Source organism: Pedobacter chitinilyticus (assembly GCF_003313385.1).
Classification (GTDB): Bacteria; Bacteroidota; Bacteroidia; order Sphingobacteriales; family Sphingobacteriaceae; genus Pedobacter; species Pedobacter chitinilyticus.
This window is the reverse complement of the sequence record NZ_QMHN01000004.1, coordinates 502,977-526,998: the sequence shown is the minus strand read 5'-3', so window position 1 is coordinate 526,998 and position 24,022 is coordinate 502,977. Positions and strand designations below refer to the sequence as shown.

At 38.8% G+C, this 24,022-nt stretch carries 16 protein-coding genes and 1 pseudogene; 6 read left to right on the top strand and 11 right to left on the bottom strand.

Translation table 11 applies throughout. The annotated features are described in order from the left end of the window. The 3 genes and pseudogenes from DUT70_RS14950 to DUT70_RS14940 all read right to left on the bottom strand — a co-directional run. Positions 1-288: pseudogene (locus DUT70_RS14950) on the bottom strand (M1 family metallopeptidase); the annotation flags it as partial. An 80-nt stretch (positions 289-368) separates the two neighbouring features. Then, the gene (locus tag DUT70_RS14945; protein WP_113648147.1) at positions 369-1,085 is read right to left on the bottom strand and encodes a hypothetical protein; all 717 of its coding nucleotides are present in this window, start codon (positions 1,083-1,085) and stop codon (positions 369-371) included. A gap of 60 nt (positions 1,086-1,145) precedes the next feature. Beyond that, positions 1,146-1,499 carry a Spx/MgsR family RNA polymerase-binding regulatory protein gene (locus DUT70_RS14940; protein ID WP_113648146.1) on the bottom strand — a complete coding sequence of 118 codons (354 nt, stop codon included), beginning with the start codon at positions 1,497-1,499 and terminating at the stop codon, positions 1,146-1,148. A gap of 135 nt (positions 1,500-1,634) precedes the next feature. On the opposite strand from DUT70_RS14940, the gene DUT70_RS14935 reads away from it, so the two are divergent. The 3 genes from DUT70_RS14935 to DUT70_RS14925 are packed head-to-tail and all read left to right on the top strand — an operon-like array spanning position 1,635 to position 7,556. Next, on the top strand, positions 1,635-5,129 hold the full coding sequence (locus DUT70_RS14935; protein WP_113648145.1) for a response regulator: 3,495 nt from the start codon (positions 1,635-1,637) through the stop codon (positions 5,127-5,129). Positions 5,130-5,134: 5 nt separating this feature from the next. Beyond that, positions 5,135-5,956, top strand: coding sequence for a CheR family methyltransferase (locus DUT70_RS14930; RefSeq protein ID WP_113648144.1), 822 nt, complete (start codon positions 5,135-5,137; stop codon positions 5,954-5,956). Positions 5,957-5,966: 10 nt separating this feature from the next. Further along, the gene (locus DUT70_RS14925; protein ID WP_113648143.1) at positions 5,967-7,556 is read left to right on the top strand and encodes a response regulator; all 1,590 of its coding nucleotides are present in this window, start codon (positions 5,967-5,969) and stop codon (positions 7,554-7,556) included. A gap of 6 nt (positions 7,557-7,562) precedes the next feature. Here DUT70_RS14925 and pth read toward each other — a convergent pair whose 3' ends face one another. The 3 genes from pth to DUT70_RS14910 form a co-directional block, all read right to left on the bottom strand. Beyond that, on the bottom strand, positions 7,563-8,123 hold the full coding sequence (gene pth, locus DUT70_RS14920) for an aminoacyl-tRNA hydrolase (protein ID WP_113648142.1): 561 nt from the start codon (positions 8,121-8,123) through the stop codon (positions 7,563-7,565). A 142-nt stretch (positions 8,124-8,265) separates the two neighbouring features. Then, on the bottom strand, positions 8,266-8,847 hold the full coding sequence (locus DUT70_RS14915) for a 50S ribosomal protein L25/general stress protein Ctc (protein ID WP_113648141.1): 582 nt from the start codon (positions 8,845-8,847) through the stop codon (positions 8,266-8,268). Between the two features lie 80 nt (positions 8,848-8,927). After that, positions 8,928-9,869, bottom strand: coding sequence for a ribose-phosphate pyrophosphokinase (locus DUT70_RS14910; RefSeq protein WP_113648140.1), 942 nt, complete (start codon positions 9,867-9,869; stop codon positions 8,928-8,930). A gap of 378 nt (positions 9,870-10,247) precedes the next feature. On the opposite strand from DUT70_RS14910, the gene DUT70_RS14900 reads away from it, so the two are divergent. Beyond that, a complete protein-coding gene (locus tag DUT70_RS14900; RefSeq protein ID WP_113648139.1) occupies positions 10,248-13,367 on the top strand; it encodes a glycosyltransferase family 117 protein in 3,120 nt (1,039 codons plus the stop codon). 366 nt (positions 13,368-13,733) lie between these two features. Here the strand turns inward: DUT70_RS14900 and DUT70_RS14895 are convergent, their stop codons facing one another. Next, the gene (locus DUT70_RS14895; protein WP_113648138.1) at positions 13,734-14,699 is read right to left on the bottom strand and encodes an acetyl-CoA carboxylase carboxyltransferase subunit alpha; all 966 of its coding nucleotides are present in this window, start codon (positions 14,697-14,699) and stop codon (positions 13,734-13,736) included. A gap of 585 nt (positions 14,700-15,284) precedes the next feature. After that, the gene (locus DUT70_RS14890) at positions 15,285-16,874 is read right to left on the bottom strand and encodes a S10 family peptidase (protein WP_113648137.1); all 1,590 of its coding nucleotides are present in this window, start codon (positions 16,872-16,874) and stop codon (positions 15,285-15,287) included. A 111-nt stretch (positions 16,875-16,985) separates the two neighbouring features. On the opposite strand from DUT70_RS14890, the gene tnpA reads away from it, so the two are divergent. Continuing rightward, the gene (gene tnpA, locus DUT70_RS14885; protein WP_113648136.1) at positions 16,986-17,447 is read left to right on the top strand and encodes an IS200/IS605 family transposase; all 462 of its coding nucleotides are present in this window, start codon (positions 16,986-16,988) and stop codon (positions 17,445-17,447) included. A 433-nt stretch (positions 17,448-17,880) separates the two neighbouring features. Here tnpA and DUT70_RS14880 read toward each other — a convergent pair whose 3' ends face one another. The 3 genes from DUT70_RS14880 to DUT70_RS14870 form a co-directional block, all read right to left on the bottom strand. Beyond that, complete coding sequence (locus DUT70_RS14880) at positions 17,881-19,137, bottom strand: alkaline phosphatase family protein (RefSeq protein ID WP_113648135.1); 1,257 nt, start codon at positions 19,135-19,137, stop codon at positions 17,881-17,883. Between the two features lie 134 nt (positions 19,138-19,271). Beyond that, positions 19,272-20,543 carry a DUF1501 domain-containing protein gene (locus tag DUT70_RS14875; RefSeq protein WP_113648134.1) on the bottom strand — a complete coding sequence of 424 codons (1,272 nt, stop codon included), beginning with the start codon at positions 20,541-20,543 and terminating at the stop codon, positions 19,272-19,274. A gap of 8 nt (positions 20,544-20,551) precedes the next feature. Continuing rightward, positions 20,552-22,537 (bottom strand): DUF1800 domain-containing protein, encoded by a 1,986-nt coding sequence (locus DUT70_RS14870; RefSeq protein WP_113648133.1) that lies wholly within the window; start codon positions 22,535-22,537, stop codon positions 20,552-20,554. A 287-nt stretch (positions 22,538-22,824) separates the two neighbouring features. Between DUT70_RS14870 and DUT70_RS14865 the strand changes: the two genes are divergently transcribed. Continuing rightward, positions 22,825-23,784 (top strand): bifunctional helix-turn-helix transcriptional regulator/GNAT family N-acetyltransferase, encoded by a 960-nt coding sequence (locus DUT70_RS14865; RefSeq protein ID WP_113648132.1) that lies wholly within the window; start codon positions 22,825-22,827, stop codon positions 23,782-23,784. The last annotated feature ends 238 nt before the right edge of the window (positions 23,785-24,022 follow it).

Sequence of the window (24,022 nt, the reverse complement as noted above, 5' to 3'; positions counted from 1 at the left end):
AAGCTTTTCAGGGCTATTATTTTTGTAAGTGATGGTAATGGTTGCTTTAACGCGGTTAGTTGCTTCATCAAGGCTTGCGCTGATGTTATAATCGACCCTGTTTTGCCAATATTTAGGCCCTGGAGCACCACTGGCCGAACGGTACTCGTTCCCATTTTGGGTATAAAAAAGAGGCCCAAAAGCTTCTTCGGGTACATATTTAGCTGCTGGTTTATCCTGAGCAAAACTTAATTGCCCACATAAAAGGGTTAGCAAGACCACTAAAGTTCTAGAAATCGTTTTCCGCATGTTTATGTTTGATATTTTGATGCTAAGTTATCTGAAAAGAAACAATATGCAAAAATGGCACACGAATATTACCAATCTTGTTAGTTGCTGGTTTTCAGCTTAGGCAGTGATGGCAGCTTACGAGCATCAGCAGGCAGTTTTTGCCACTCGCTAAAGGTAGTAGCAATGTAAAGCGTGTAATTAAAAGGTTTTTCAGCTTTTATTTGGTCTATCGTTGGGCGATACATGCCAATATAATCATCCAAATCCTTCCCTTTGTATTTTACTAATTTCTGTATCACTTCTTTATTAAAGTTCTTGGAAATTTCCTCGTTAATATCCGCTTCTTCTTCTAGCTTCTGTTCTTTTTCTTGTTGTCTACGCCATTTACCATAACCTAAGCCTAAGCGCAATCCGCCCCTATTTTTCGAATAGTCTACTCTACGAGCTGGGGTAGCGTCAGGATCTTTGGTATCTAGAAAAGGAGAAACTTTTGTGGTCGTGATATTGACTGGGTTTAGCGTATTAACCGCCATCCTTAAGTAGTTGTTTTTAGGAAAAAGGTTCACCAAATAAATGGTATCTGTTTGATAACCTACTAACGCATAAGTCAGCAAATCACCCGTTTTAGCAGGAATGGCGTAATGCCCGTCTTTGTCAGTAACTACCACTGCCTTTGTGGTGAGGTTACGTACGGCAACCCCCTGCAAGGCTGTACTACGCTGTTCGTTGTCGAAAACGTTTCCTGTCATAAAAGTTTGCGCCTTTACAACGAAGGGCAACAACAGCAAAGCCAATAGAGATAGTTTTTTTAACATATTCAAATTTAATGCGCTTTAATCACTAACTAATTCTTTTAACAAAATTTAACACGCCCATTACTTTTTAAAGAAGTGTTGATATTCATCTTCCTTAAAGCCAAGCAAAACTGCTTTTTCATCAACCTCAACAATTGGCCTTTTGATGGCACTGGTATTAGCTGTTAAATAAGCAATGGTACGATCAGGCGAATTGATGTCGGCCTGCTCTTCTTTACTTAATTTTTTAAAAGTAAGCCCCGCTTTGTTAATTACCTTTTCCCAGCCAAAAGTATTAAACCACTCTGTAAGTTTAGCTGGCGTCACCCCTTTCTTCTTAAAATCATGAAACTCATACTCAAGGCCATGATCTTTTAACCAATCTTGTGCTTTTTTAACTGTATTACAATTGGGGATACCGTATAGTTTTGTCATTTTTATTTGCATTAGCCCGCTAAGTTACTAAAACAGTGGCTTTGTTAGCGAGCTATATTTTGTGGAATTCATTTTTCCATTATCGCAATACTCCATTTATAACTATCTTAGCCATATTTTTAAAAAAAGTGGCTTATGCTAAAACTGTCCTTTAAGCAGCAAATTCTTACTGGGTTTGCGGTTTCTCTCATCTTTGTTTTCATCTCTGCAATTGCATCTTATCTAAGTATCAAATCCTTAAATGATAGCTATTCTTGGGTTGATCATACGCAAGATGTGACCAAAACTGCAGAGCGTTTGGAGATTGAGCTTTTAAATGCTGAAACTGGACTGAGAGGATATGTTCTAACGGAAAAAGAATATTATCGAGAGCCTTATATAAAGAGCATTGACAAAATAATGCCTTTGGTTGATAAGCTTCAGAATTTGGTGAGCGACAATAAGCGCCAGGAAGCAAAGATCGATAGTATGGCGGTATATGCAGCGCTCAAAACTGCCGACATGAAGCAGATCATGAATAAGGCGAGCACCCTTGGATTTGATGCCGCAAAAAAACATATTCTATCCGACAAAGGCCGCATTTACAAGAATAAATTATTGCAATTTACGGATGCAATGACTGCCGAAGAATATCGTTTGTTAGAGGAAAGAAGGGCGGTGATGGATGCCAAAAGTAGTCAAACCATTATCATTGTTAGCTTAAGTTCACTCGTTATTTTCGGTTTAATTTTATTTCTATTAAGGTACATTAGAAAAACTTTTGATCAGCAAAAGGAAACAGAAAAACAAATCCTACTCACCAATGCAGAACTAAAGGAGCTTTCGGTAAAAAATGAACAGCACAATTGGATATTGAGCAGTGAGGCAAAAGTAAACGATGTGATGAGAGGCGAATTCGATATGAATCAACTTGCCGACAATATCATTTCATCTATTTGTAATGTGCTGAACTATCCTATCGGCGTATTTTATTTAGTTAACCGCTCACAAAAAACATTATCTGTTAGAGGTTCTTTTGCCATTCACGAAAATCTTGCTCATAAAAAATATCACTTTGGAGAGGGCTTGGCTGGACAAACCGCATTGGAAAAGAAAACACGTCTATTTACCCCAGTTCCTGATGGGTATCTCAAAATCAGTTCTGTTTTGGGTAACGCCAACCCAAGCCATATTTTATGCCTACCTGTGTTGTTTGAAGAAGAGACCATTGCCGTTTTAGAAATTGGCCTTATTGCTGAACCAAACGAGGTGCATATTACTTTCTTAGAGAAAATCGCAAGCGATATCGGTATTGCCGTAAATAGTATGGTGGCTAAAGTTAAATTACAGGAACTTTTTGAAAAAACGCAACAGCAAGCAGAAGAATTGATTAGCCAACAAGAAGAACTGCGTGTAACTAATGAAGATCTTATTCACAAAACCGAAGAATTACAAGCTTCAGAAGAAGAATTAAGAGTACAACAAGAAGAATTGCAGCAAGCTAATTCTGAACTAGAAGAAAAGGCGCAATTGCTTGAAGAGAAAAACGCTTCTATTAACCAGGCCAAGGAGGCCATAGGCTTAAAAGCGGCAGAACTTGAGTTAAGCAGCAAATACAAATCGGAGTTTTTAGCGAACATGAGCCACGAGCTACGTACGCCTTTGAATAGTATTTTAATTTTAGCGAGGATTTTAAAAGAGAACAAACTCAACAACCTTTCCGAAGAACAAATCAAATACGCTGGTGTAATTCATAATGCTGGTTCAGATTTGTTAGCCTTGATCAATGATATTCTTGATCTTTCGAAGATCGAATCGGGCAAGGTAGATTTGATCATTGAACAAGTTCAACCTAAGTCAATCAAGAGCCAAATAGACTCCCTATTTAATGAACTTGCCAAGCAAAGGGAAATCCAGTTTGAATTTAAACTTAACGACAATTTACCTGCCGCCATTGCTACAGACCAAACAAGGCTAGAGCAGGTCATTAAAAACTTATTATCTAATGCCTTCAAATTCACCAGAAAAGGTGGCCGTGTAACTGTAGAAGCTGGCCTTGCCCAAAAAGAGCAAGTTAAGTACAACAAATCACTGCTTGAACTGGACAAAAACCCAATTTATTTTGCCGTTACTGATAGTGGCATAGGAATTCCTAAAGACAAACAGCAAATTATTTTTGAAGCTTTTCAGCAGGAAGATGGATCAACCAGCAGAAAATACGGTGGCACAGGTTTGGGGCTTTCGATCAGCAGAGAATTGGCCAATTTACTAGGCGGAGAAATTCAACTACAAAGCGAAGTTGGCGTGGGCAGTACATTTACCTTGCTTATCCCTCAAGATTTAGCTATAGAGGCTACGTTAAAAACGATTACAGATAAAGATACCCCAATAGATCTTCCTGTAAAAGACACCTTATCTGTCCCTGAAAGTATAGAGACTATTCCATTGAAACTCAGCAATGGCAATAAACTGTTAATTGTTGAGGATGATGAAAATTTTGCCGAAATTTTAAAGGCCTATGCCATTGAAAAAGGTTTCGAACCTATATTGGCGCACAGTGGCGATAAAGGACTTGAACTGGCCACTACTGAACTTCCTGATGCGATTGTATTAGATGTGATGTTGCCCGTAATGGATGGCTGGACCATTTTGAAAAAACTGAAGGCCAACCCAGCTACACAACATATTCCCATCCATATGATGTCGGCAGGAGACGAGAAACCTGCAAAGGCAAAAAAAGAAGGTGCTATTGGCTTTCTGAAAAAACCTGTAGAAAAAGAAAAATTAGACAATGCTTTTGAATTGCTTTCTAACCAATACAAATACGATTTCCATAACGTATTGGTGATCGAAGACCAAGTACTGCAAAGCAATGAACTTACCGAACAATTGATTAAAAAAGGGGCTAAGGTATCACAAGCCTACACTGGAGCTGAAGCAAGGCAAATGCTGGATGAAAGTGTTTTCGACTGTATCATTCTGGATTTAAAACTGCCTGACCTCTCTGGTTTTGACTTGCTCGACGAGATCAAATCTAATCCCGACACTAAAGATGTTCCAGTGATCATCAATACCGCAATGGAGCTGGACAAGGATAAGATGGCAAGCATCATGCGCTATTCGCAAGCCATGGTGTTAAAAAGCAACAAATCTAACGACAGATTATTGGATGAAGTCAGCCTGTTCATGAACAAGTTGCAAGCAGATACGCCTGCTCGTGAAGAATTGCCAAGAACAACCAAAGCGCCCAAAAACTATGCGCCTACTATTGAAACAGCATTGGAAAATAAAACCATTTTGATTACTGATGATGACATGCGGAATATTTTTGCCCTATCATCGGCCTTGCAAGATTATAAAATCAAAGTAGTGATTGCCAACAACGGCATTGAAGCCTTAGAAAAACTTGAAGAACATAAAGAAATAGATTTAGTCTTAATGGATATCATGATGCCAGAAATGGATGGTTATGAAGCCATGAGAAAAATACGGGCACAAAGACATTTAGCCAATTTACCTGTTATTGCCCTCACCGCCAAAGCCATGAAAAGCGACCGTGAAAAGTGTATTGAAGCTGGAGCGAGCGACTATATCTCTAAACCGGTAGATATTGACAAGCTATTGTCGATGTTGAGGGTTTGGTTAAGCTAAAGAATATGACCAAAGACGCAATCACAGACGAACAATTAGAAGACATCATTTTTGTCACTAGAAATATTTATGGTTTTGATTTTGATGGATACTCTAGGGCATCCTTAAAAAGAAGGATCAATAGAATTATGGTGCTCAAAAGATTAGATTTTTTTGATTTAAGAAGTACCTTGACCAACAATAAAGATTTTTTTCATGATTTTTTGAATGAGATTACCGTGAATGTAACGGAGATGTTCCGTGACCCAAAATTCTTCAAATCAGTAAAAGAACATGTTATCCCTTACCTTAGTTCCTACCAACATATTAAAGTTTGGAATGCCGGTTGCTCTACAGGAGAAGAATTGTACTCTTTTGCCATATTGTTTGAAGAACAGGGCTTATATAACCGTAGTTTTTTTTACGGTACAGATATTAACCACAAGGTGTTGGAAACAGCAAAAGAGGGCATTTATGACCTGCAAAAAATGAAGCAATATTCCGAAAACTACCTTGCGTTAGGAGGTGGCAAGTCCTTAGCCAACTATTATGTTGCGCAATATGATGCTGCCTCTATTTCCCGACAATTAAAAAAAAATGTACTGTTCTCGATGCACAATTTAGTGTCTGATGGACCTTTCAACGAATTTCAGGTGATTTCCTGCAGAAATGTGCTGATTTATTTTAATCCAGAGCTGCAGAGAAGTGTGATCAACCTTTTTTATGAAAGCCTTGCCAATTTTGGCTTTCTCTGCTTAGGCGGCAAAGAAACCATCCGAGATCCACAACTGGCCAAAAAATTTAAAGCAGTGGACAAGAAGAACAACATTTATCAAAAAATTAATTAAGCAAATCAAAATGAGCAAGATAAACCTTTTAATTGTAGACGATAAGCAAGAAAACATCATTGCTTTGGAAGCCCTTTTAAATAGGAATGACATCAATATCATTACTACTACTTCTCCAAACGATGCCCTTCGTATTTGCTGGGAGAAGGAGATTGCCATCGCTCTTGTTGACGTACAAATGCCAGAAATGAATGGCTTTGAATTGGTAGAAATTCTTAAAAACAACTCTCGCACTCAAGATATTCTAGTCATTTTTGTAACCGCAATTTCTACAGAGCCTAAATATGCCATCAAAGGATTAACCGCAGGTGCGGTGGATTATTTGTATAAACCACTAGACCCTTATATCACTTCGGCCAAGGTTGATTCGTTTATACAATTGGTAAAAACACAAATCGAGATTAAAACCAAAAATCTACAGTTAGAAAAAATACAGGCCGATTTAATTAAAGCCAAGGAAGAAGCCGAGCAGGGTAAAAGGGCTAAAGAGAATTTTATGGCCAACATGAGCCACGAAATACGCACCCCTATTAACGGAATTATCGGTTTGGTTCACTTACTCAAAAGAGGAGCACTAAGCGAGGAGCAAAACGAAATAGTCAATCTGCTGGATGTGTCTTCAACCTCATTGTTAGGAGTAATTAACGACATCTTAGACCTTTCGAAAATAGAAGCAGGCAAATACAGTATCAACTTTGCGGAAACCGACATTAAAGATTTGGCTACAAAAGCAGCTAATTTGCTTAACATTAAGGCCATTGAAAAAAACATTGCCTTAAAGCTGTTGATTGATGAAAGGGTGCCTCAATTTATCATGGCCGATTCACTACGTTTGAACCAAATTTTCATGAACTTACTTAGTAACGCGGTCAAATTCACCAACGAAGGCGAAGTGGTTTTTAAAGTGGAAATTTTGGAAGAAAAAATAAATAATGCCTTCCTTAAGTTTTCAATCATTGATACAGGCATCGGAATTTCTCAAGAAAATATCGAAACCATTTTCCATTCTTTTGAACAAGTAGAAAATGTACACACCAGAGTTTACGGTGGTACTGGACTGGGCCTTTCCATCGTTAAAAAACTGGCAGAATTAAAAGGTGGCGAGCTTGATGTAAAAAGCGAACTCGGAAAAGGTAGTACCTTCTCGTTCTCCAAATGGTATAATGTAATAGAAAAGGAAGAAAAAATAAAAGTGAACAAAGCATCAGAGCAATTAGCACCACTTAATGGCTTAAAAGTTTTAGTGGCCGAAGACAATTCGATTAACGTATTTCTTATTGTAAAGATATTGAACGACTGGAAGGTACAAACTACCGTAGTAACCAATGGAGCCGCCGCGTTGGAAGCTTTGGAGAAAGAAAATTTCGATCTCGTGCTAATGGATACTTATATGCCAGTAATGAATGGATTAGAAGCGATCAAGAAAATTAGAAATGGCCACATTCCTGGGAAGGAAAAAACACCTATCATCTCCTTCTCAGCAGGTGTACTTGATCATGATAAAGAAAATGCCAAAGAAGTGGGTGCTGATGATATTATTGGCAAACCATTTAAAATTGATGTGTTGCATGAAAAAATCAGTGCACTCACAAAAAGATAAGAGAAATTATTTGTTGAACAAGGTCATGGTTTGAGCCGCGCCTATTGTTGCAAAACTCTTAATCATACTCACTGCCCTGTTAATTAACACGGGCAGTTCTTTTTTCTCATTTTTATCAAACGCCCCCAATACAAACTCCGCTTGTCTCCCTTTAGGAAAATCATCCCCAATTCCAAAACGCAAGCGGGCATAGTTTTGTCCACCACAAACCTCTTCAATACTTTTTAAGCCATTGTGTCCAGCGCTGCTGCCCTGCAATTTCATTCTCAACTTGCCCAAAGGCAAAGCCAAATCATCTACCAAAACCAATACATTTTCAGGTGCTATTTTCAGTTCTTTCATCCAATAGTTCACTGCCTTGCCGCTAAGGTTCATATAGGTAGTAGGTTTAATCACATGCAGCTTCTTTCCTTTATGAGATACTTCTGCATGATAGGCCAATCTGCCATGTTCAAAACTACCCTCTAAACCAGCAACCAGCTCATCAGCAATATCAAAACCTATGTTATGACGTGTTCCTACATATTCGGCACCAATGTTGCCCAAACCTACGATCAAGAATTTCATGCGGGCAAAGGTAAGCAGTTATGGGTTAAAAGTTGAAAAGTTATGGGTTAAAAGTTGCGAGCGAAATGTTAGCTCACAAAAAATGGCATCCCGTTATGGAATGCCATCTTATTTTGTAAATCGAAAGATCTAAATCTTCAGATTATTTACCGCCTTTAGCAGCGTTTTCTGCTTGTTTCAATGCTCTAGACATTCCTACTGATACGATAGTATCTTCTGGAGTGTTAGTTACAAAGTACTCGCCTTTTTCTAGATCACGAACACGGAATAAGTTACCTACTTCCAATTTAGAGATACTTACTTCAACTACTTGAGGCATGTTTTTAGGCAATGACTTCACACGTAGTTTACGTAATTTTTGCACCAACTTACCACCCATTTTAACACCTGGAGAAGTTCCAGCTAATTTAACAGGGATTTCCATCGTGATTTCTTTATCATCAAACAATTGAAGAAAATCAACGTGTAACAATAAATCAGTTAGTGGGTGAAATTGAGTGTCTTTAATGATTGCTTTTACAGCTTTACCATCAAGTGTAATTTCAATAAAGTTAGCTTCTGGCGAATAGATAGCATCGTTCAACTCAGTTCTGGTAACAGCAAAGTGAACTTGCTCTTTACCACCATACAATACCGCAGGAACTTTACCTTCGTAGCGAAGCTCTTTAGCATCGCGTTTCCCTACGTTCTCTCTAAGAGAACCGCTAATAGCGATAGTTTTCATGTTATTTATATTTATTTATTGTTTAATTGGGAACTGTTTAAATCGGTTAACCGAATAACCAATTCTACAATTCACCTTTATTACACTCTAAAAAGCTCACTAATTGAGCCGTACTCGTTTACGCTGGAAATAGCCTTTGCAAACAGTTTAGCCGTACTTAACTGTCTAATTTTCGGGCTTTCTTGTCTCAAAGGAATGGTATCCGTTACAATCAGTTCCTCCAGCACCGAGTTTTCGATAGTTTCGTATGCTTTACCAGAAAGTACAGGATGCGTACATACCGCTCTTACACTTTTGGCACCATTATCCATGATCAGCTGTGCGGCTTTAGCCAACGTACCTGCTGTATCACAAATATCATCAATCAACACAATATCTTGCCCTGTAACATCACCAATAATCGACATCGATTCGATTTCATTGGCACGTTTACGACGTTTATCACAAATCACCACTTCAGCATTGAAGAACTTAGCAAAAGTTCTGGCTCTGTATGAACCACCCATATCTGGAGAGGCAATGGTTAAGTTTTCTAAACCTAAACTTTTGATATAAGGAACAAAAATTACTGCTCCATCCAAGTGATCTACTGGAATATCAAAAAAGCCTTGAATTTGCGCCGCATGCAAATCCATGGTCATAATGCGATGGATACCTGCTGCTTTCAATAAATTAGCCACCAACTTTGCACCAATAGCGACACGAGGTTTATCCTTTCTATCCTGACGGGCCAAACCATAGTAAGGAACTACTGCTGTAATGTAATGCGCAGATGCTCTACGAGCGGCATCAACCATTAACAAAAGTTCCACTAAATTATCACTAGGCTGGTGAGTAGATTGAACAAGGAAAACATCACTGCCTCTAACTGACTCATCAAATGAAGGCTGGAATTCGCCATCGCTAAATTTACTTAAGGTAACACTACCGAGCGGTTTACCGTATTCTTCAGCTATTTTGCTAGCAAGGTCTTTGGTTCCACTTCCAGCAAAAATTTTAACAGGGTTAAATTGCAATGGCATGATTTGCGGGTATCAATGCTTGTTAATAAAAAATCGGGTTGCGGTTTTATTCACAACCCGACGTGATTTTGTTGTCCGACCTGGATTCGAACCAAGACAAACGGTACCAAAAACCGTTGTACTACCCTTATACTATCGGACAATCTCCATTTTCAAGCGTGTTGCTGAAAGGGAATGCAAATGTACGCACATTTTTGAAACTTGCAAATAACTCGCACAAAAAATTTTAAAATATTTCTTACTCTCGCTGATACTCAATTAGATTTAGTTATTTTTTGTTAAATAAGATTAATCGCTAACTTCTTTATCAATCTATTTCTTTATTTTCGGCAGCATTTTAATGCATCAAAACCAAGGGTTAAGAAATCATATCAGAATATGAACTATTCAAAAACAAACAATATTATTGGCTGGGCTTGTTTCCTTATTGCCACTATTACTTATGTTTTAACACTAGAGCCATCCGTAAGCTTTTGGGACTGTGGTGAATTTATCGCGTCCGCCTATAAAATGCAGGTGGTACATCAGCCAGGCGCTCCTTTATTTTTAATGATCGAACGCTTTTTTTCTTTATTAGCCATGGGCGATACTTCTAAAATCGCTTATTTCATGAACTTTGGTTCTGCAGTAGCCAGTGGCGCAACCATTTTGTTTTTGTTTTGGACCATTACAGCATTAGCGAAAAAAGTATTGGTAAAAAAGGGCGAAGAAATTTCAAGTGCTACTTTAATTACCATTATGGGTGCTGGCGTAGTTGGTGCTTTAGCATATACCTATTCAGATAGCTTTTGGTTTTCGGCAGTAGAGGCCGAGGTTTATGCCCTTTCATCATTATTTACCGCCATTGTATTTTGGGGTATTTTAAAATGGGAAGCCGTTGCAGAAGAGCCAAAATCAGATCGCTGGTTATTGTTCATCGCCTATATCATGGGTTTATCTATCGGGATACACTTACTTAACCTTTTAACTATTCCAGCAATTGCCTTCGTTTATTATTTCAAGAAGGCAGAGAAGCCTACTACCCCTGGTATTTTCAAAACATTGGGCATCGGCATCCTTATTTTAGCGGTGGTACAATACGGCATTATCCAATATCTTGTTTCTTTTGGTGCCTATTTCGATTTATTCTTTGTAAACACTTTAGGTTTGGGTTTTGGAACTGGCGTATTATTTTTCGCTATCCTATTGATTGGGGCCTTGGTTTGGGGCATCAGATATTCTATTAAACACCAAAAAAGAGTTTTAAACTTAGCCCTATTGTCAACGGTATTGATCATTTTTGGTTACTCTTCATTTGCCATGATCTTGATTAGGGCACAGGCAAAACCAAATTTAAACAACAGTGATCCGGATAATGCTTTCTCTTTCTTAAGCTATTTGAACCGCGAGCAATATGGAGATAGACCTTTGCTTTTTGGTCCTAACTATAATTCTATTCCTAAATACAAGGATGACGGTTCCTCTCCTATTTATGTAGAAACAGGTAAGTCTTATCGCAAAGGGGATACTAAATATGAGGTTTCGGGGATCAAGAGTAAGCGTATCTATGGTGAGAATGAAACTTTCCCAGACAGTATCCGCAGGCTGCAACACGAAGTTTTATTCCCTCGTATGTATAGCGATGAGGAAAGGCATATCGAGTACTACAAGGACATGATGGGCATGAGCGATGACCACTTTCCTAATTTCATCGACAACCTAGGCTTCTTTATGCGTCACCAAGTTGGTTTTATGTACATGCGTTACTTTTTATGGAACTTTGCTGGTCGCCAGAACGAAGAGCAAGGTCAAGGTAGTGCTTATGAGGGCCAGTGGATTAGCGGTTTGAAACCTATTGATGCGATGTTGTACGGCGACCAGACCAATTTACCTCCATCAATTAAAGAAAGTAACTCCTACAATCGTTTCTATTTCCTTCCGTTGATTTTAGGTGTGATTGGTGCTGTTTGGCATTTTGGCCGTCATCCTAAAGATGCAGGAATCATTGGTCTCCTATTTTTCTTTACAGGATTGGCTATTGTCCTTTATCTTAACCAAAAACCTTTGGAACCAAGGGAAAGGGATTATGCTTATGTAGGTTCCTTCTACGCCTTTGCCATATGGATTGGCTTAGGGGTTATTGCCATTAGAGAATGGCTACTTAAAAAAATAGATCCCAAAACAGGCGCTATCGTGGCCAGTGTAATTGGTTTATTGATTGCACCTGTATTGATGGCCAAAGAAGGCTGGAACGACCACGATCGTTCAACCAAAACCTTAGCTAGAGATATCGCCATTAGCTACATGGAATCTTGTGCGCCTAATGCCATCTTGTTTACCTACGGCGATAATGACACCTACCCTCTTTGGTACGCACAAGAGGTGGAAGGTATTAGACCTGATATTAGATTGGTGAACTTAAGTTTATTTGATACAGATTGGTATATCAACGGTATGAAGCGCAAGGTGCACGAATCAGAGGCTTTACCAATTTCAATGACAGAAAAACAATATGTTTCTGGCGTAAGAGATGTGATGTACTCTAAAGAGATGGGCATTGCACAGCCTGTTGAATTAAAACAGATTGTAGATTTATTGTTATCTGATGATGCTGATGATAAACTTCCGTTACAGGACGGCACCACCACCAATTTTATTCCAACAAAGAAATTTAAGTTAACCGTAAATCCGCAGGACGTAATTAACACCAAAACTTTACCAGCTAACCGTGCGGGAGATATTGTTCCTAGCTTAGAGTGGACCTTCAATAAGGATTATGTAACCAAAGGAACTTTGGCAATGTTTGATATTTTGGCTCACAACAACTGGAAACGTCCAATTTATTTTGCGAGTACGGTACCTTCAAACCAATTTAATGGATTGGATAAATATTTATATAGCGAAGGTTTGGCTTTAAGATTATTGCCTTTAGATCCAACCAAAAGAGACGAGTCTGAGCAACCCGTAAACTTGGATCCAATGTATGACCATGTGATGAATAAATTCAAATGGGGCAACATTAAAAATGCGAAGTATTTAGACATTCAATCTGCTGATGATATTTCTATCTTCAATAACATTTTCAACAGCTTAACTACGGAGCTAATTAAGGCTGGTAGATTAGAAGACGCTAAAAAGGTGATGAAGAGATATGATGAAGTGATTCCAAATAAGATTTACAGCATGCGTGCCTCGATGGGTGCGGCAACCATGGCACAAAATCTTTATACTTTGGGTGAGACTGAAAAGGCCAACCAATTAATCAAAAAGTATGCTGATTATATTGGCAAAGAGATTACCTACCTAGGCGATGTGACGAAGAGCAAGGGCAGATTGGTAGGTCAAGAGCCTGTACAAATAGGTTTGTTCTACGGTTTAATGCCAATGGCTAAGGTTGCTACGCAGTACAATCAGCCTAAACTAGCTAAGGATTTAGAGACTCAAATTAAATCTCTATTTAGTCATGGTGGTTTTGCCCAATACTTTGGGGAGTTGCCTCCAGATTTTATGAAACTATAAGATGGTATCTTTTAAAACAAAAAGCCGCTTGAGTAATTCAAAGCGGCTTTTTGTTTATTTGGGATTTCAGATGTTTTTCTCTTGAAACAAACAAAAGAGGTGTTTTGAATATTACCGTTGAAAATTGCTGTCATGTCGAGGATACGAGACATCTCCTTACAATTACATTAAGATTCTTCGCTATGCTCAGAATGACAAAGTGCTTTAACAGTATAGCTTATGGCATAGTCCAAAGATCTCTCCGCTACGGTCGAAATGACGGGAAGGAACGATTATGCTCCATTAATGATATTGCTGCACCTAAAATTGTATCCATAAAAAAAGCACAACCGTTTCTGATTGTGCTTTTTAAATATATGTGATTTTTTATCCTTCGTTTACGACACCCATTGCACAGAATTTATCAATTCTTTTAGCAATTAGTTTTTCAGAATCCATCTTTTTAAGGCTTTTTAAATCGTCCAAAATTTGGGCTTTTAAAGTTTCTGCCATTTCTTCTGGATTTTGATGTGCCCCACCAAGTGGTTCTTTCACTATTCCGTCAATCAACTTGTTTTTGAACATGTCTTCTGAGGTAAGCTTTAAACATTCTGCAGCTTTCTCTTTGAAATCCCAACTTCTCCATAAAATAGAAGAGCAAGATTCTGGTGAAATTACAGAATACCAAGTGTGCTCAAGCATGTATACCTTATCGCCGATACCAATACCTAAAGCTCCACCAGAAGCACCTTCACCTACAATAAAGCAAATGATTGGCACTTTTAGCACTGACATTTCTAGTAGGTTACGAGCAATTGCCTCACCTTGTCCGCGTTCTTCGGCTTCCAAACCAGGGTAAGCACCCATGGTATCAATAAACGAAATTACGGGTTTATTGAATTTCTCGGCCAAACGCATTAAACGTAGGGCTTTCCGATAACCTTCGGGATTGGCCATACCAAAATTACGGTATTGACGCTCTTTAGTGTTTTTACCTTTTTGGTGACCGATGATCATCACGGTTTGTCCGTCAATGGTCGCAAAACCACCAATGATGGCTTTGTCATCCTTTACAGTTCTATCGCCGTGAAGCTCAATAAAATCGTCGCAGATGGCATTGATATAATCCAATGTTTGGGGACGCTCAGCGTGGCGAGACATTTGAACTTTTTGCCAACCAGTAAGATTTGAATAAAGATCGGTGCTAGTTTGCTCGGCCTTTTCTTCAAGCTCTGCCAGCGTTGCCGACATATCAACCTTGGTTTTATCGGCTATTTGCTTCACCTTGTCAATTTGTTGGTACAAATCTGACAAAGGCTTTTCGAAATCAAATGATGTTTTCAGTTGTTGCATATGGGGCGGTAAAATTAAGCATTTATCTGCAAACAATTAACAATAAAATTTAATGCTCAATTTTTTTGAAATAATGATCTTACTGAAATGTAGGATAATCCCACTGCTAAAAGCAAACAGCATACCCCAAATAAAATCATGGTGTTGGATTCTTGCTGAACAAATTCAACGCCTCTAACCGCAGCGTAAATAGCGACAACTAAACTGATAAATGTCCTAAATATTTTCATCAGGGTTAGTAGTTAGTATTTTATTCCTTTTATTTCAAAAGGTAAGAAAAATAGGCTGATTTTCAAAGTTGGGTTTTAATTATTAAGCTTTAAACAAACCTCGTAGGTTTTAAATACCTACGAGGTTTCGAATCATCCATTTGCTGTTGCAAAGGTGTAGTAAAATAGCCCCGATTGAAGTGAAAATACTTTTTGTTTTTACTTGTCATTCTGAACGTAAGTGAAGGATCTGTTAGGCTCTGCAAATCAGAAGTAGATTCCTCGTTCCTCGGAATGACAAAGAAGGCAAAACAAAAAGATTGTAACGAAAAGCGGGACTACCGTTTATCGTTGTAGAAGCATTGCGCTTCGAAAATTAAAACTTAGCAGATTGTCCTTGCTTTGGCGTTGATTTTTTGATGAACTCTCGGATATGATCATTTCCAAGTGCTAGATCTACCTTACGGAGATACATCATGTGACCACTTTCGTAACCTTCCCAGCTCATTCTATCTTTCAATTTACCGCTTGGATCCATTTGCCACATATTGTATTTGGCGTTAAAATAATCGCAAGCACCATCATAATAGCCCGATTGTACCAAAACATGCAAGTATGGATTTTGAGCCATGGCGGCTCTTAAGTTTTCGCCAGTATTATCGCCAGTTCTATCCCAAGGGTTTACGGGACCGAACATATTATATTTTAAATCGGTTTTGTAGTTCAGTTCATTACGTAAATACATGTTGATGGCTGGTGTAAAGGAATGCAACCACGAGGTCAATTCTGCATTATAATCAGGACGATCTCCAGCGTCAGATTTGTCTATACCTTTATACCTCGAATCCAAGCGACCCACGGTAAATCCTTTGTCTCTCAATAATTCTTTCCAAAATAGATTGGTAGAAATATTAAGGTTGTTTTGCAAGATGACTTTTTCAGGAAGTCCTGAGAAACGAGCCATTTTAGCAGCCATTTTCTTTTTTTCGTCGGCAGAGATGAATCCTCCCCTAGCCATGGCAGGCATCAGCTCGTTAATGGTAAATGTTTCTACTTCGGGCAGCATATCAGTAAGTTTTTTAGATTGCAGATCTGCTGGTAACGCCTTGTGATACCAAGCGGTTGCTGCAAAATAAGGCAAGCGTAGGGCTGCATCCATTACGCCACCTCTTTCGATTCCCAACTCTGTTGGCGACACCAAAACTACACCATTTAAATACATCCAGTGATTGCTTTGTAATTCTAGCGCTAAGCCAGAAACACGAGTAGTGCCATAGCTTTCGCCTATTAGATATTTTGGAGACGCCCATCTGTTGGTACGGGTAACGAAGGTATTGATCCACTCGGCCAGGTATTTGATATCTGCTCTTACTCCGAAAAATTTATTGGTCGGTACATCTTTACTTACTGCTCTGGAATAACCCGTATTTACAGGGTCGATGTAAACGATGTCGGCCACATCTAATATCGAAGTGCTGTTGTATTTGTAACCATAGGGCTGCACTGGGTAGCCTTCATCGTCGATATTAAGTACTACAGGGCCTGTGTAGGCAATATGCATCCAAACGGATGCTGAACCTGGCCCGCCGTTAAATGAAATGACTAAAGGTCTGCTGTCTTTATTTGAAACGTCAGTTCTCTCGTAATAGGTGTAGAATAATCCTGCAAGTGTTTTGCCTTCTTCGTCCCATACCGGCAAAGTTCCTGCAGTAGCTTTGTAAGGCACTGCCTTTCCATTGATGGTTACGGTGTGATTGGTCACCACAGCACTTTCTGGAACAATATTTCTGGAAGCAATATTATTGTTTACTCTTGGGGTAGGCTCTTCTTTTGGAGCTTGTGCATTTGCTGCTGCAGGGGTAGCTCCTCTTTGGGAGTTACCTCCTTGTGCCGATTGTGGGCGTTGGGCAAATACTGCGTTTGAAAGCACCAGTGCTAAGCTAGCGATGGTAATGGTTTTCTTCATTCTTATAAGGTTTAAAGGTTGTAGGAATAAATATCTGCAATGTGAAAGGTAATCACCTAAACCACACTAAAATGTTACTCATTTTTATTAAATTGGAGAATATCTACTACCATGGCTGGAACTTATTCTCAAATATACATACACGTTGTGTTCGCTGTGAAAGGACGTGAAAATCTTATTCATGCTGCATGGAAAAATGAATTGTACAGCTATATCGCTGGCATCATCAATTTGAAAGACCAAAAAGCGATTATCATTAATGGCTATACCGACCATATCCACTGTTTCGTTGGCTTGAAACCTTCTATGGCTATTGCTGATTTAGTAAGAGACATTAAAAACAATTCGTCGAAGTTTGTTAATGAAAGAAGATGGGTTAAAGGCAAATTTCAATGGCAAGAGGGTTACGGTGCATTTTCTTATGGCCATTCGCAAATTGATCGTGTGTATAATTACATCTTAAATCAGGAAGAGCATCATCGGAAAAAGAGCTTCAAAGAGGAATATTTCGATTTCTTAAAAAAATATGAAATTGCTCATGATCAAAAATATTTGTTCGATTGGATTGAATGACAGATGTTTTTTTATTTATTTCACCCCTTCGGGGTTATGGGTGGCATGGCCGTGAGCTATAAGAATGTCAACCCTTCGGGTTTTATTGGGATATCATTAAATTATATCCGAAACTTATTGGGAAGGAGGCTCTGAAAGGACGAGATTATTATTAGAATATTGATGAATTGGTACAAATTGCCGAGATGACGATTGATAAACTATCGCTGGAAACCCCGAAGGGGTAAAATATTTATAACTTAACATATAAGCGAATGCTAAATCAACCCTGAAAGGGTGACATTTAGAAAACATAATGTGAAGTTAGCATATTGAAAAATCTCTGTCCCGAAGATTCTGGTTACGCTAACGAAGTGTCGGTATAGGCTGCAGTCTAGATGACGAACGATGAACAACTGGTGAACCTACGAAAGGGGTGACATTCCCAAAAACGTTATTTCAAAATAGGCGCTAACACCTTAATATCTCCATCTATTTTGTGATCAAAGGATAAGCCTAAAATCTTCGCTAATAAGGGATAGACATGTACATTCTCGAACGAATTAATAGTCAATCCTTCTTTGAAAGCTGGCCCCCAGGCATAAAAAACCGCCTGCATATCGGGCATGTCATTATCAAAACCATGTTTTCCCACTGTAGTAGGTTTTCCTGTTAGGTTAAAGATTTTAGGTAAATGTGGGATAATGATGATATCCCCTATTCTACTATCTTTATTATCTTTTGCACGGTAATGCCAACGTTTCGGCATTTTATTGGTGAGATATACGTCATAATCAACCGCTTCCTTTTTCAAATTTTGATAGAGTGACTTGATTTCTTTTTTGTCCTTGGCATAGATTTGCAAAAGTGCATCACCATTAGGCACAATAAATTTTTCTTTATCAATCATTGGTGGCAGAGGCATCGTATTGATATTATCAGCATTGGTCATGCCATGATCTGAAACAAAAACAAAATTCACGTCCAGTCCAACTTCTTTGGTGAGTTTAACCATTTCACCTACGCAGTCATCCACTAACTTAACGGCATCGGCTGTTTCCTTTGAGTCGGTGCCAAAATGATGACCTGCAACATCAACTTCTGGGAAATAGAAATTAATCAAATGTGGCCGTTTTTCCTCTGGTAACGACAACCAGTTTTTCACCACTTCCATACGTACATCCATCGGGATTTTAGTATTGAAATTATACCAGTACGTTGGTCTTATTCCTAAAATAGCCGTTTCTGAACCCAACCAATAAAATGCTGCCGAAAGCATTTTTTGTTGCTCTGCCAGCACCCAAATGGGCACGCCGCCATACCAAGTACTATCTTTAATGGCACTACGATCTGTTTTAACGTAAAGTTCCTTTTTGTTGGGATCGTAAAATGAATTATTTACAATTCCATGCCTAGAAGGATACATCCCAGTGGCCAAGGTATAATGGTTTGAAAAGGTAACGGATGGAAAAGAAGGCTTCATTGAAATTGCTTTTACTCCTTTTTCTCTCAATGCCAGTAAATTTTTCGCCTGATATTTCTCCGCATAATCATACCTAAAACCATCAGCCGAGATAAAAATCACATACGGATTTTTGATCTGTAGTTCACTATTTTGTCGGTTTGGCTGTATTTGTTGTGAAAGATCTTGCGCCAACAGATTTTGCAAGCAGCAAATCAACAAAAGAAGGGATAATATAGGCTTTCTCATCTCTGATTTTATTTGACAAAAATAGCTCAAATTACAACAAGCCTTGCAAATTATTTGTTGCACAAAAAAGCCCAAAAGAATATACTCTTGGGCCTCGTTTTATTATGCGATGTTGATCCCTTCTTAGTTTTTTATCAGGCTCTCATTACCCCAATTTTCTTACCATCAAAATCAGGGAATAGCACTTTATCATTGGCAATGCCCAAATGGGTATCGGCCACCTCACTAAATACACTTCTAAAATCGGTAGTTACCGCTAAGTCACGACCATCTTCCAAATTATCTTTAGATAAAGGATTAACCAAGCCATGAACCAAACCACCGTTTACGCTGTTGCCTAAAATAAAGTTGCAAGAGCCACGTCCGTGATCGGTACCGCCAGTACCATTTTGAGCTACCGTACGACCAAATTCTGTCATGGTCATTACCGTCACTTCATCCTGATATTTTGCTAAGTCGTTCCAAAATGCCATCATGCAATTGCTCAAATCGTTTACGTTACGAGCAAAAACACCTGTATCCTTACCTTGATTAAAGTGGGTATCCCAACCTCCCGATTCAGCAAATGCCACTTCCATTCCCACATCCATTTTGATCAGCTGTGCAATTTGTTTTAAAGAGTTTCCGAGAGCGGTAGTTGGATAAACCACATTATTTTCTGGCTTATAATTTCTCACATCTGTTTTTTGAAGCATTTTAATGGCATCAAAGCTTTCTTTCCCCGTGTTTTTCAATAAGTTAGACGAGGTTTGATCGTACAAATCTTCAAAGCTTTTAGAAGCCATTTTTGCACCAGCCACATTGCCTCGCATTTGGATATTGAAATCTGATAAATTTCTGATAGCTACTGCTGGATTTTCACCATAAAATGATCTAGGCAACGATGAGGTAATACTTACGCCTTGGAATGGTGTAGCGGCATCATGTCCCAATAAACCTACTGCTCTATTTAGCCAACCACTGGTAGTCCCTTTTTTAAATGGCGTACCAGATTCCATAAAATCTTGTGCATCAAAATGTGAACGGGTATTATTAGGTGACCCAATCCCGTGTACAATGCCTAATCTTTTCTCTCTAAACATAGGTTCAAAGGCTGCCATTGAAGGGTGCAATCCAAATCGACCATCTAAATCAATCAACGGTTTATCATTACCATTTCCTTTGGCTGCCGTCATAAACAATGAAGGTCTTGCTGCTTTTAGGAAATTGTCGGTAAACGGAGTCACCGCCATTAAGCCATCCATTGCTCCTCTTTGGAAAATACACACTAAAATTTTTCTTTTCTTGAACAATGACGGAGTTACCGTACTTGCTACTGCATCGGCTAAAAACCCAGGAATGCCTCCCAACCCTATTCCAAATAGAGCTAGTCCACCTGCTTTTAAAAATCCTCTTCTAGAAACCATATCTTTAACTATTTACGTTGAAACTCTGGTGAACCAATAATTACGCCTACTACTTGTGCCAGCATGGTATTGTTACCTGCTTGTTGTTTGATTGTAGGATTTTCGATAGCTTTTTTGCCATTTCCCAACTTCATCTTTTCTCGTTTCTCTGGCTTTGTATCCATTTGCTGATCGGCCATTTCATTATTTTGCTTATTTGCACTGTTTTGCTCCGCTGCTTGAGCTACTTTTTGCTGCAAGTTAGGATCATTAAGCATAGGTTTTAATCTCGCTACCGTTTGTCCCAGCTCTCTTTCTGGCATAATCAATTTACTGTAGGTTAGCAAAGCTGCTTCTACGCTTTCAGGTTCTTTATGATTATTTAGCGCGGCTAAGTTCAGGCTAACGCCTGGAATTCTTTGTGAGGCTAATGCCAATCCAAAATTCATTCTATTTAATAGTGAACCTGTGTTGATCCAATATTGGCCGTTGTCTGGGAAACCTGTAGGCGCTTGATAATAATACATTTGCTGACCCATTCTATTGATCCAAGTGTACAGCTCGTAAGGTTGGGTAATTTCCGCATTCAAGCTACGTACCGCACTCATGGCCAATTCAAATGGTGATTTTGTTTTTTCACGAAGTGAGTCTTCTGACCAAAATTCTGGTGAATTCACCATCGTAATCAGCACGCTTTTAATATCTCCCTTGGAAGAAGTAAAAGTTTTGGCCATTTTATCAACTAACGAAGCTGGAGGGACATCACTTACAAATCGTACTGCCAATTTTTTGGAGATAAATTTTGCTGTAGATTGATGATGGGCCAACATTTTTAACAACTCCACTCCTTCATCGTAACCACCGCCAGCTGGAAATTTCTTGCCCAACACCACTTTTTCTCCGTTATCATGTCTATTGGCATTAAAGAAGAAATCGCCATCCAATACAAACCCTTTATCTTTTAGTCCCCCATTTCCTAAGCGCTCAATGATATTTTTATTCCCTGCACCATAACCTTCTTTTCCGAGAGGTGCTACGGTCCAACCTGTAAGTACCCGAGCTGCTTGGGTGACATCATTTTGTGTGTATCCGCCATCAACGCCAAGGGTATGAAGTTCCATCACCTCGCGAGCGTAATTTTCATTTAAGCCCCCTTGTTTTTTCTTTTGTTGGATTTGTTGTTTGATTTTATTAATTCGAGCTTTATTCTTTGTTTTCTGCTCGGCATTCAATTGGTTACCATCTGCCATCGACATCATTTCTTGATCTTCCATGGGTACATTTACGCCAGAGCTTGAAAAGTTGTCCAAATACATCAGCATTGCTGGAGATTTAGCCGTTTTCAATAAAATATTTTCGAAGTTCCCGAATACATTTGGTCTAATGACATCACGCTCGTAAGCTGGTACAAAACTGGCACATTGGTTTTTATTCAAGGCTACATTGAAGTGGTTGAACCAAAAATCGGTCATCAATTCTCTCAACTGGTTTTGGCCATAAGCAGCCCTTAATATTTTCTGGCTGATGAACTGCCTGTATAACTCTTGCAATGGGCGGTAGCCTTTATCTTTCATGAATGCTTGAATGGCTTCACGTTGTGCTTTATTATTTCCGTTGTTCAGTGAGTCTTTATGGAGATAACCATCTCTTATGGCCCAGCGATTAATTCTGGCCCCTTGTGGGAAAATGTCCTCTACTTCACTATTGGTTAAGTTAATGGCATCATATTTAGCAAGCATTTGATCCAATTCTTTATCGTCTGCATCGCCTTCCAATTGTTTTTTAAGCCATTTTTCCAAGCCCATTTTGGTAACCTCTTCTACTTGTCCAGGTTCGGCGCCGTAAGTAAAACGACTTAATAGGTGAGCAGCAGCTTGCTCGGTGGTCAGCCCAGCCTTTTTGTAAGGCATAGCAATTTTGTCGGCAGCCCCCATTATCCGTACAAATGAGGAGAATACGATGGCGCAACAGAATAAAATTACGCATAAGTAAAAATTGCGAATATTACTTTTCATATCTTTTGGTCTAGTTCCTCTTTAAGACATGGTGAGTTTTAGAAAGGATTAATTAGCTTTTGACTTTTTTTCTTAAAACTCACAAAAGATGCCTTAACACTTATAAAACAGCAGTTTATTTTTTTAGTTTTTCTACGTTGAACTTATCGATTTTGAGATGGAAAAGCAATTAGGACGTCAAACAAGGTAACATCGTATAGCTTCATAAGATAAAATTGTACAACAATAATGTTTTGAAAAATATTAATAACTATATTTGCATAACCAGTTATGTAATTAGATATACAATGAAGAGCTTTTTTGATAAAACAGGTAAAATGGCCCTGGGTAGCAGACTTAGAATGCTGACCGCAAGGTTTACAGATGACGCTACTGAAATTTATAAACTATATGATTTACCACTATCGCCAAAATGGTTTCCAGTGCTTTTTATTCTTATTGAAGACACCGAGAAAACCATCACCGAGATTGCGGAAGAGATTGGGCACTCTCAGCCATCTGTAACCAAGATCATAAAGGAAATGGCTGCAGCGGGATTGGTTGCTTCGAATTTAAAATCGGCAGACAAGCGTACCAACGTAGTGAAGTTGAGTGAAAAGGGCCAACAGCTTTCGGAAAAGTTAAAAGTGCAGTTGGTAGATGTAGAAGCAGCCGTAGAAACCCTTACCTCAGAAGCTAGACACAACCTTTGGGAGGCCATTGCTGAATGGGAATTTTTATTAGACCACAAATCGCTTTTGCGTAGGGTAAATGAGGAAAAAAAATTGAGAGAAAGCAAGGATGTACGTATTGTGGAGTATGAAGCCAAGTATCAGTCTGCTTTTAAAGCGCTGAATGAGGAATGGATTTCTACTTATTTCACCATGGAAGCGGCCGACTATAAGGCGCTGGATAATCCAAAAACTTATATTTTAGATAGAGGGGGAAAAATATTTGTGGCGCTTTACAAGGATGAGCCTGTTGGGGTTTGCGCACTGATTAAAATGGATGATCCTGATTACGATTTTGAGATGGCAAAAATGGCGGTTTCGCCAAAGGCACAGGGGAAAAATATCGGTTGGCTGCTGGGCAATGCCATTGTAAAGGCTACTAAAGAACTAGGAGGTAAAAAATTGTATCTGGAAAGCAATACTTTGCTTAAACCCGCTATTAGCCTGTATCATAAATTAGGGTTTAAAAAGGTGGTGAGCAGGGCAACTCCTTATGCCCGTGCCAACATACAGATGGAGTTGGTGCTGGATAATTAAGGTTGAAAAATATGTGGTTAAAGAGCAAAGTCGCTAGATCTCTCTCATGCGATCGAGATGACGGTAGCAACGGTAACCAGAACTAAATCCCGAAGGATTTCAATAATTATAGCACAATCGTGCAAAAGTCATACGACTCCTACAGAGTCGCATCAACATTAGTCGGTTATATTTATCAATATTTAACCTCTATGAGGTTAAATATATAGGATTAAAAGATAGCGTTGCTAGATCTCTC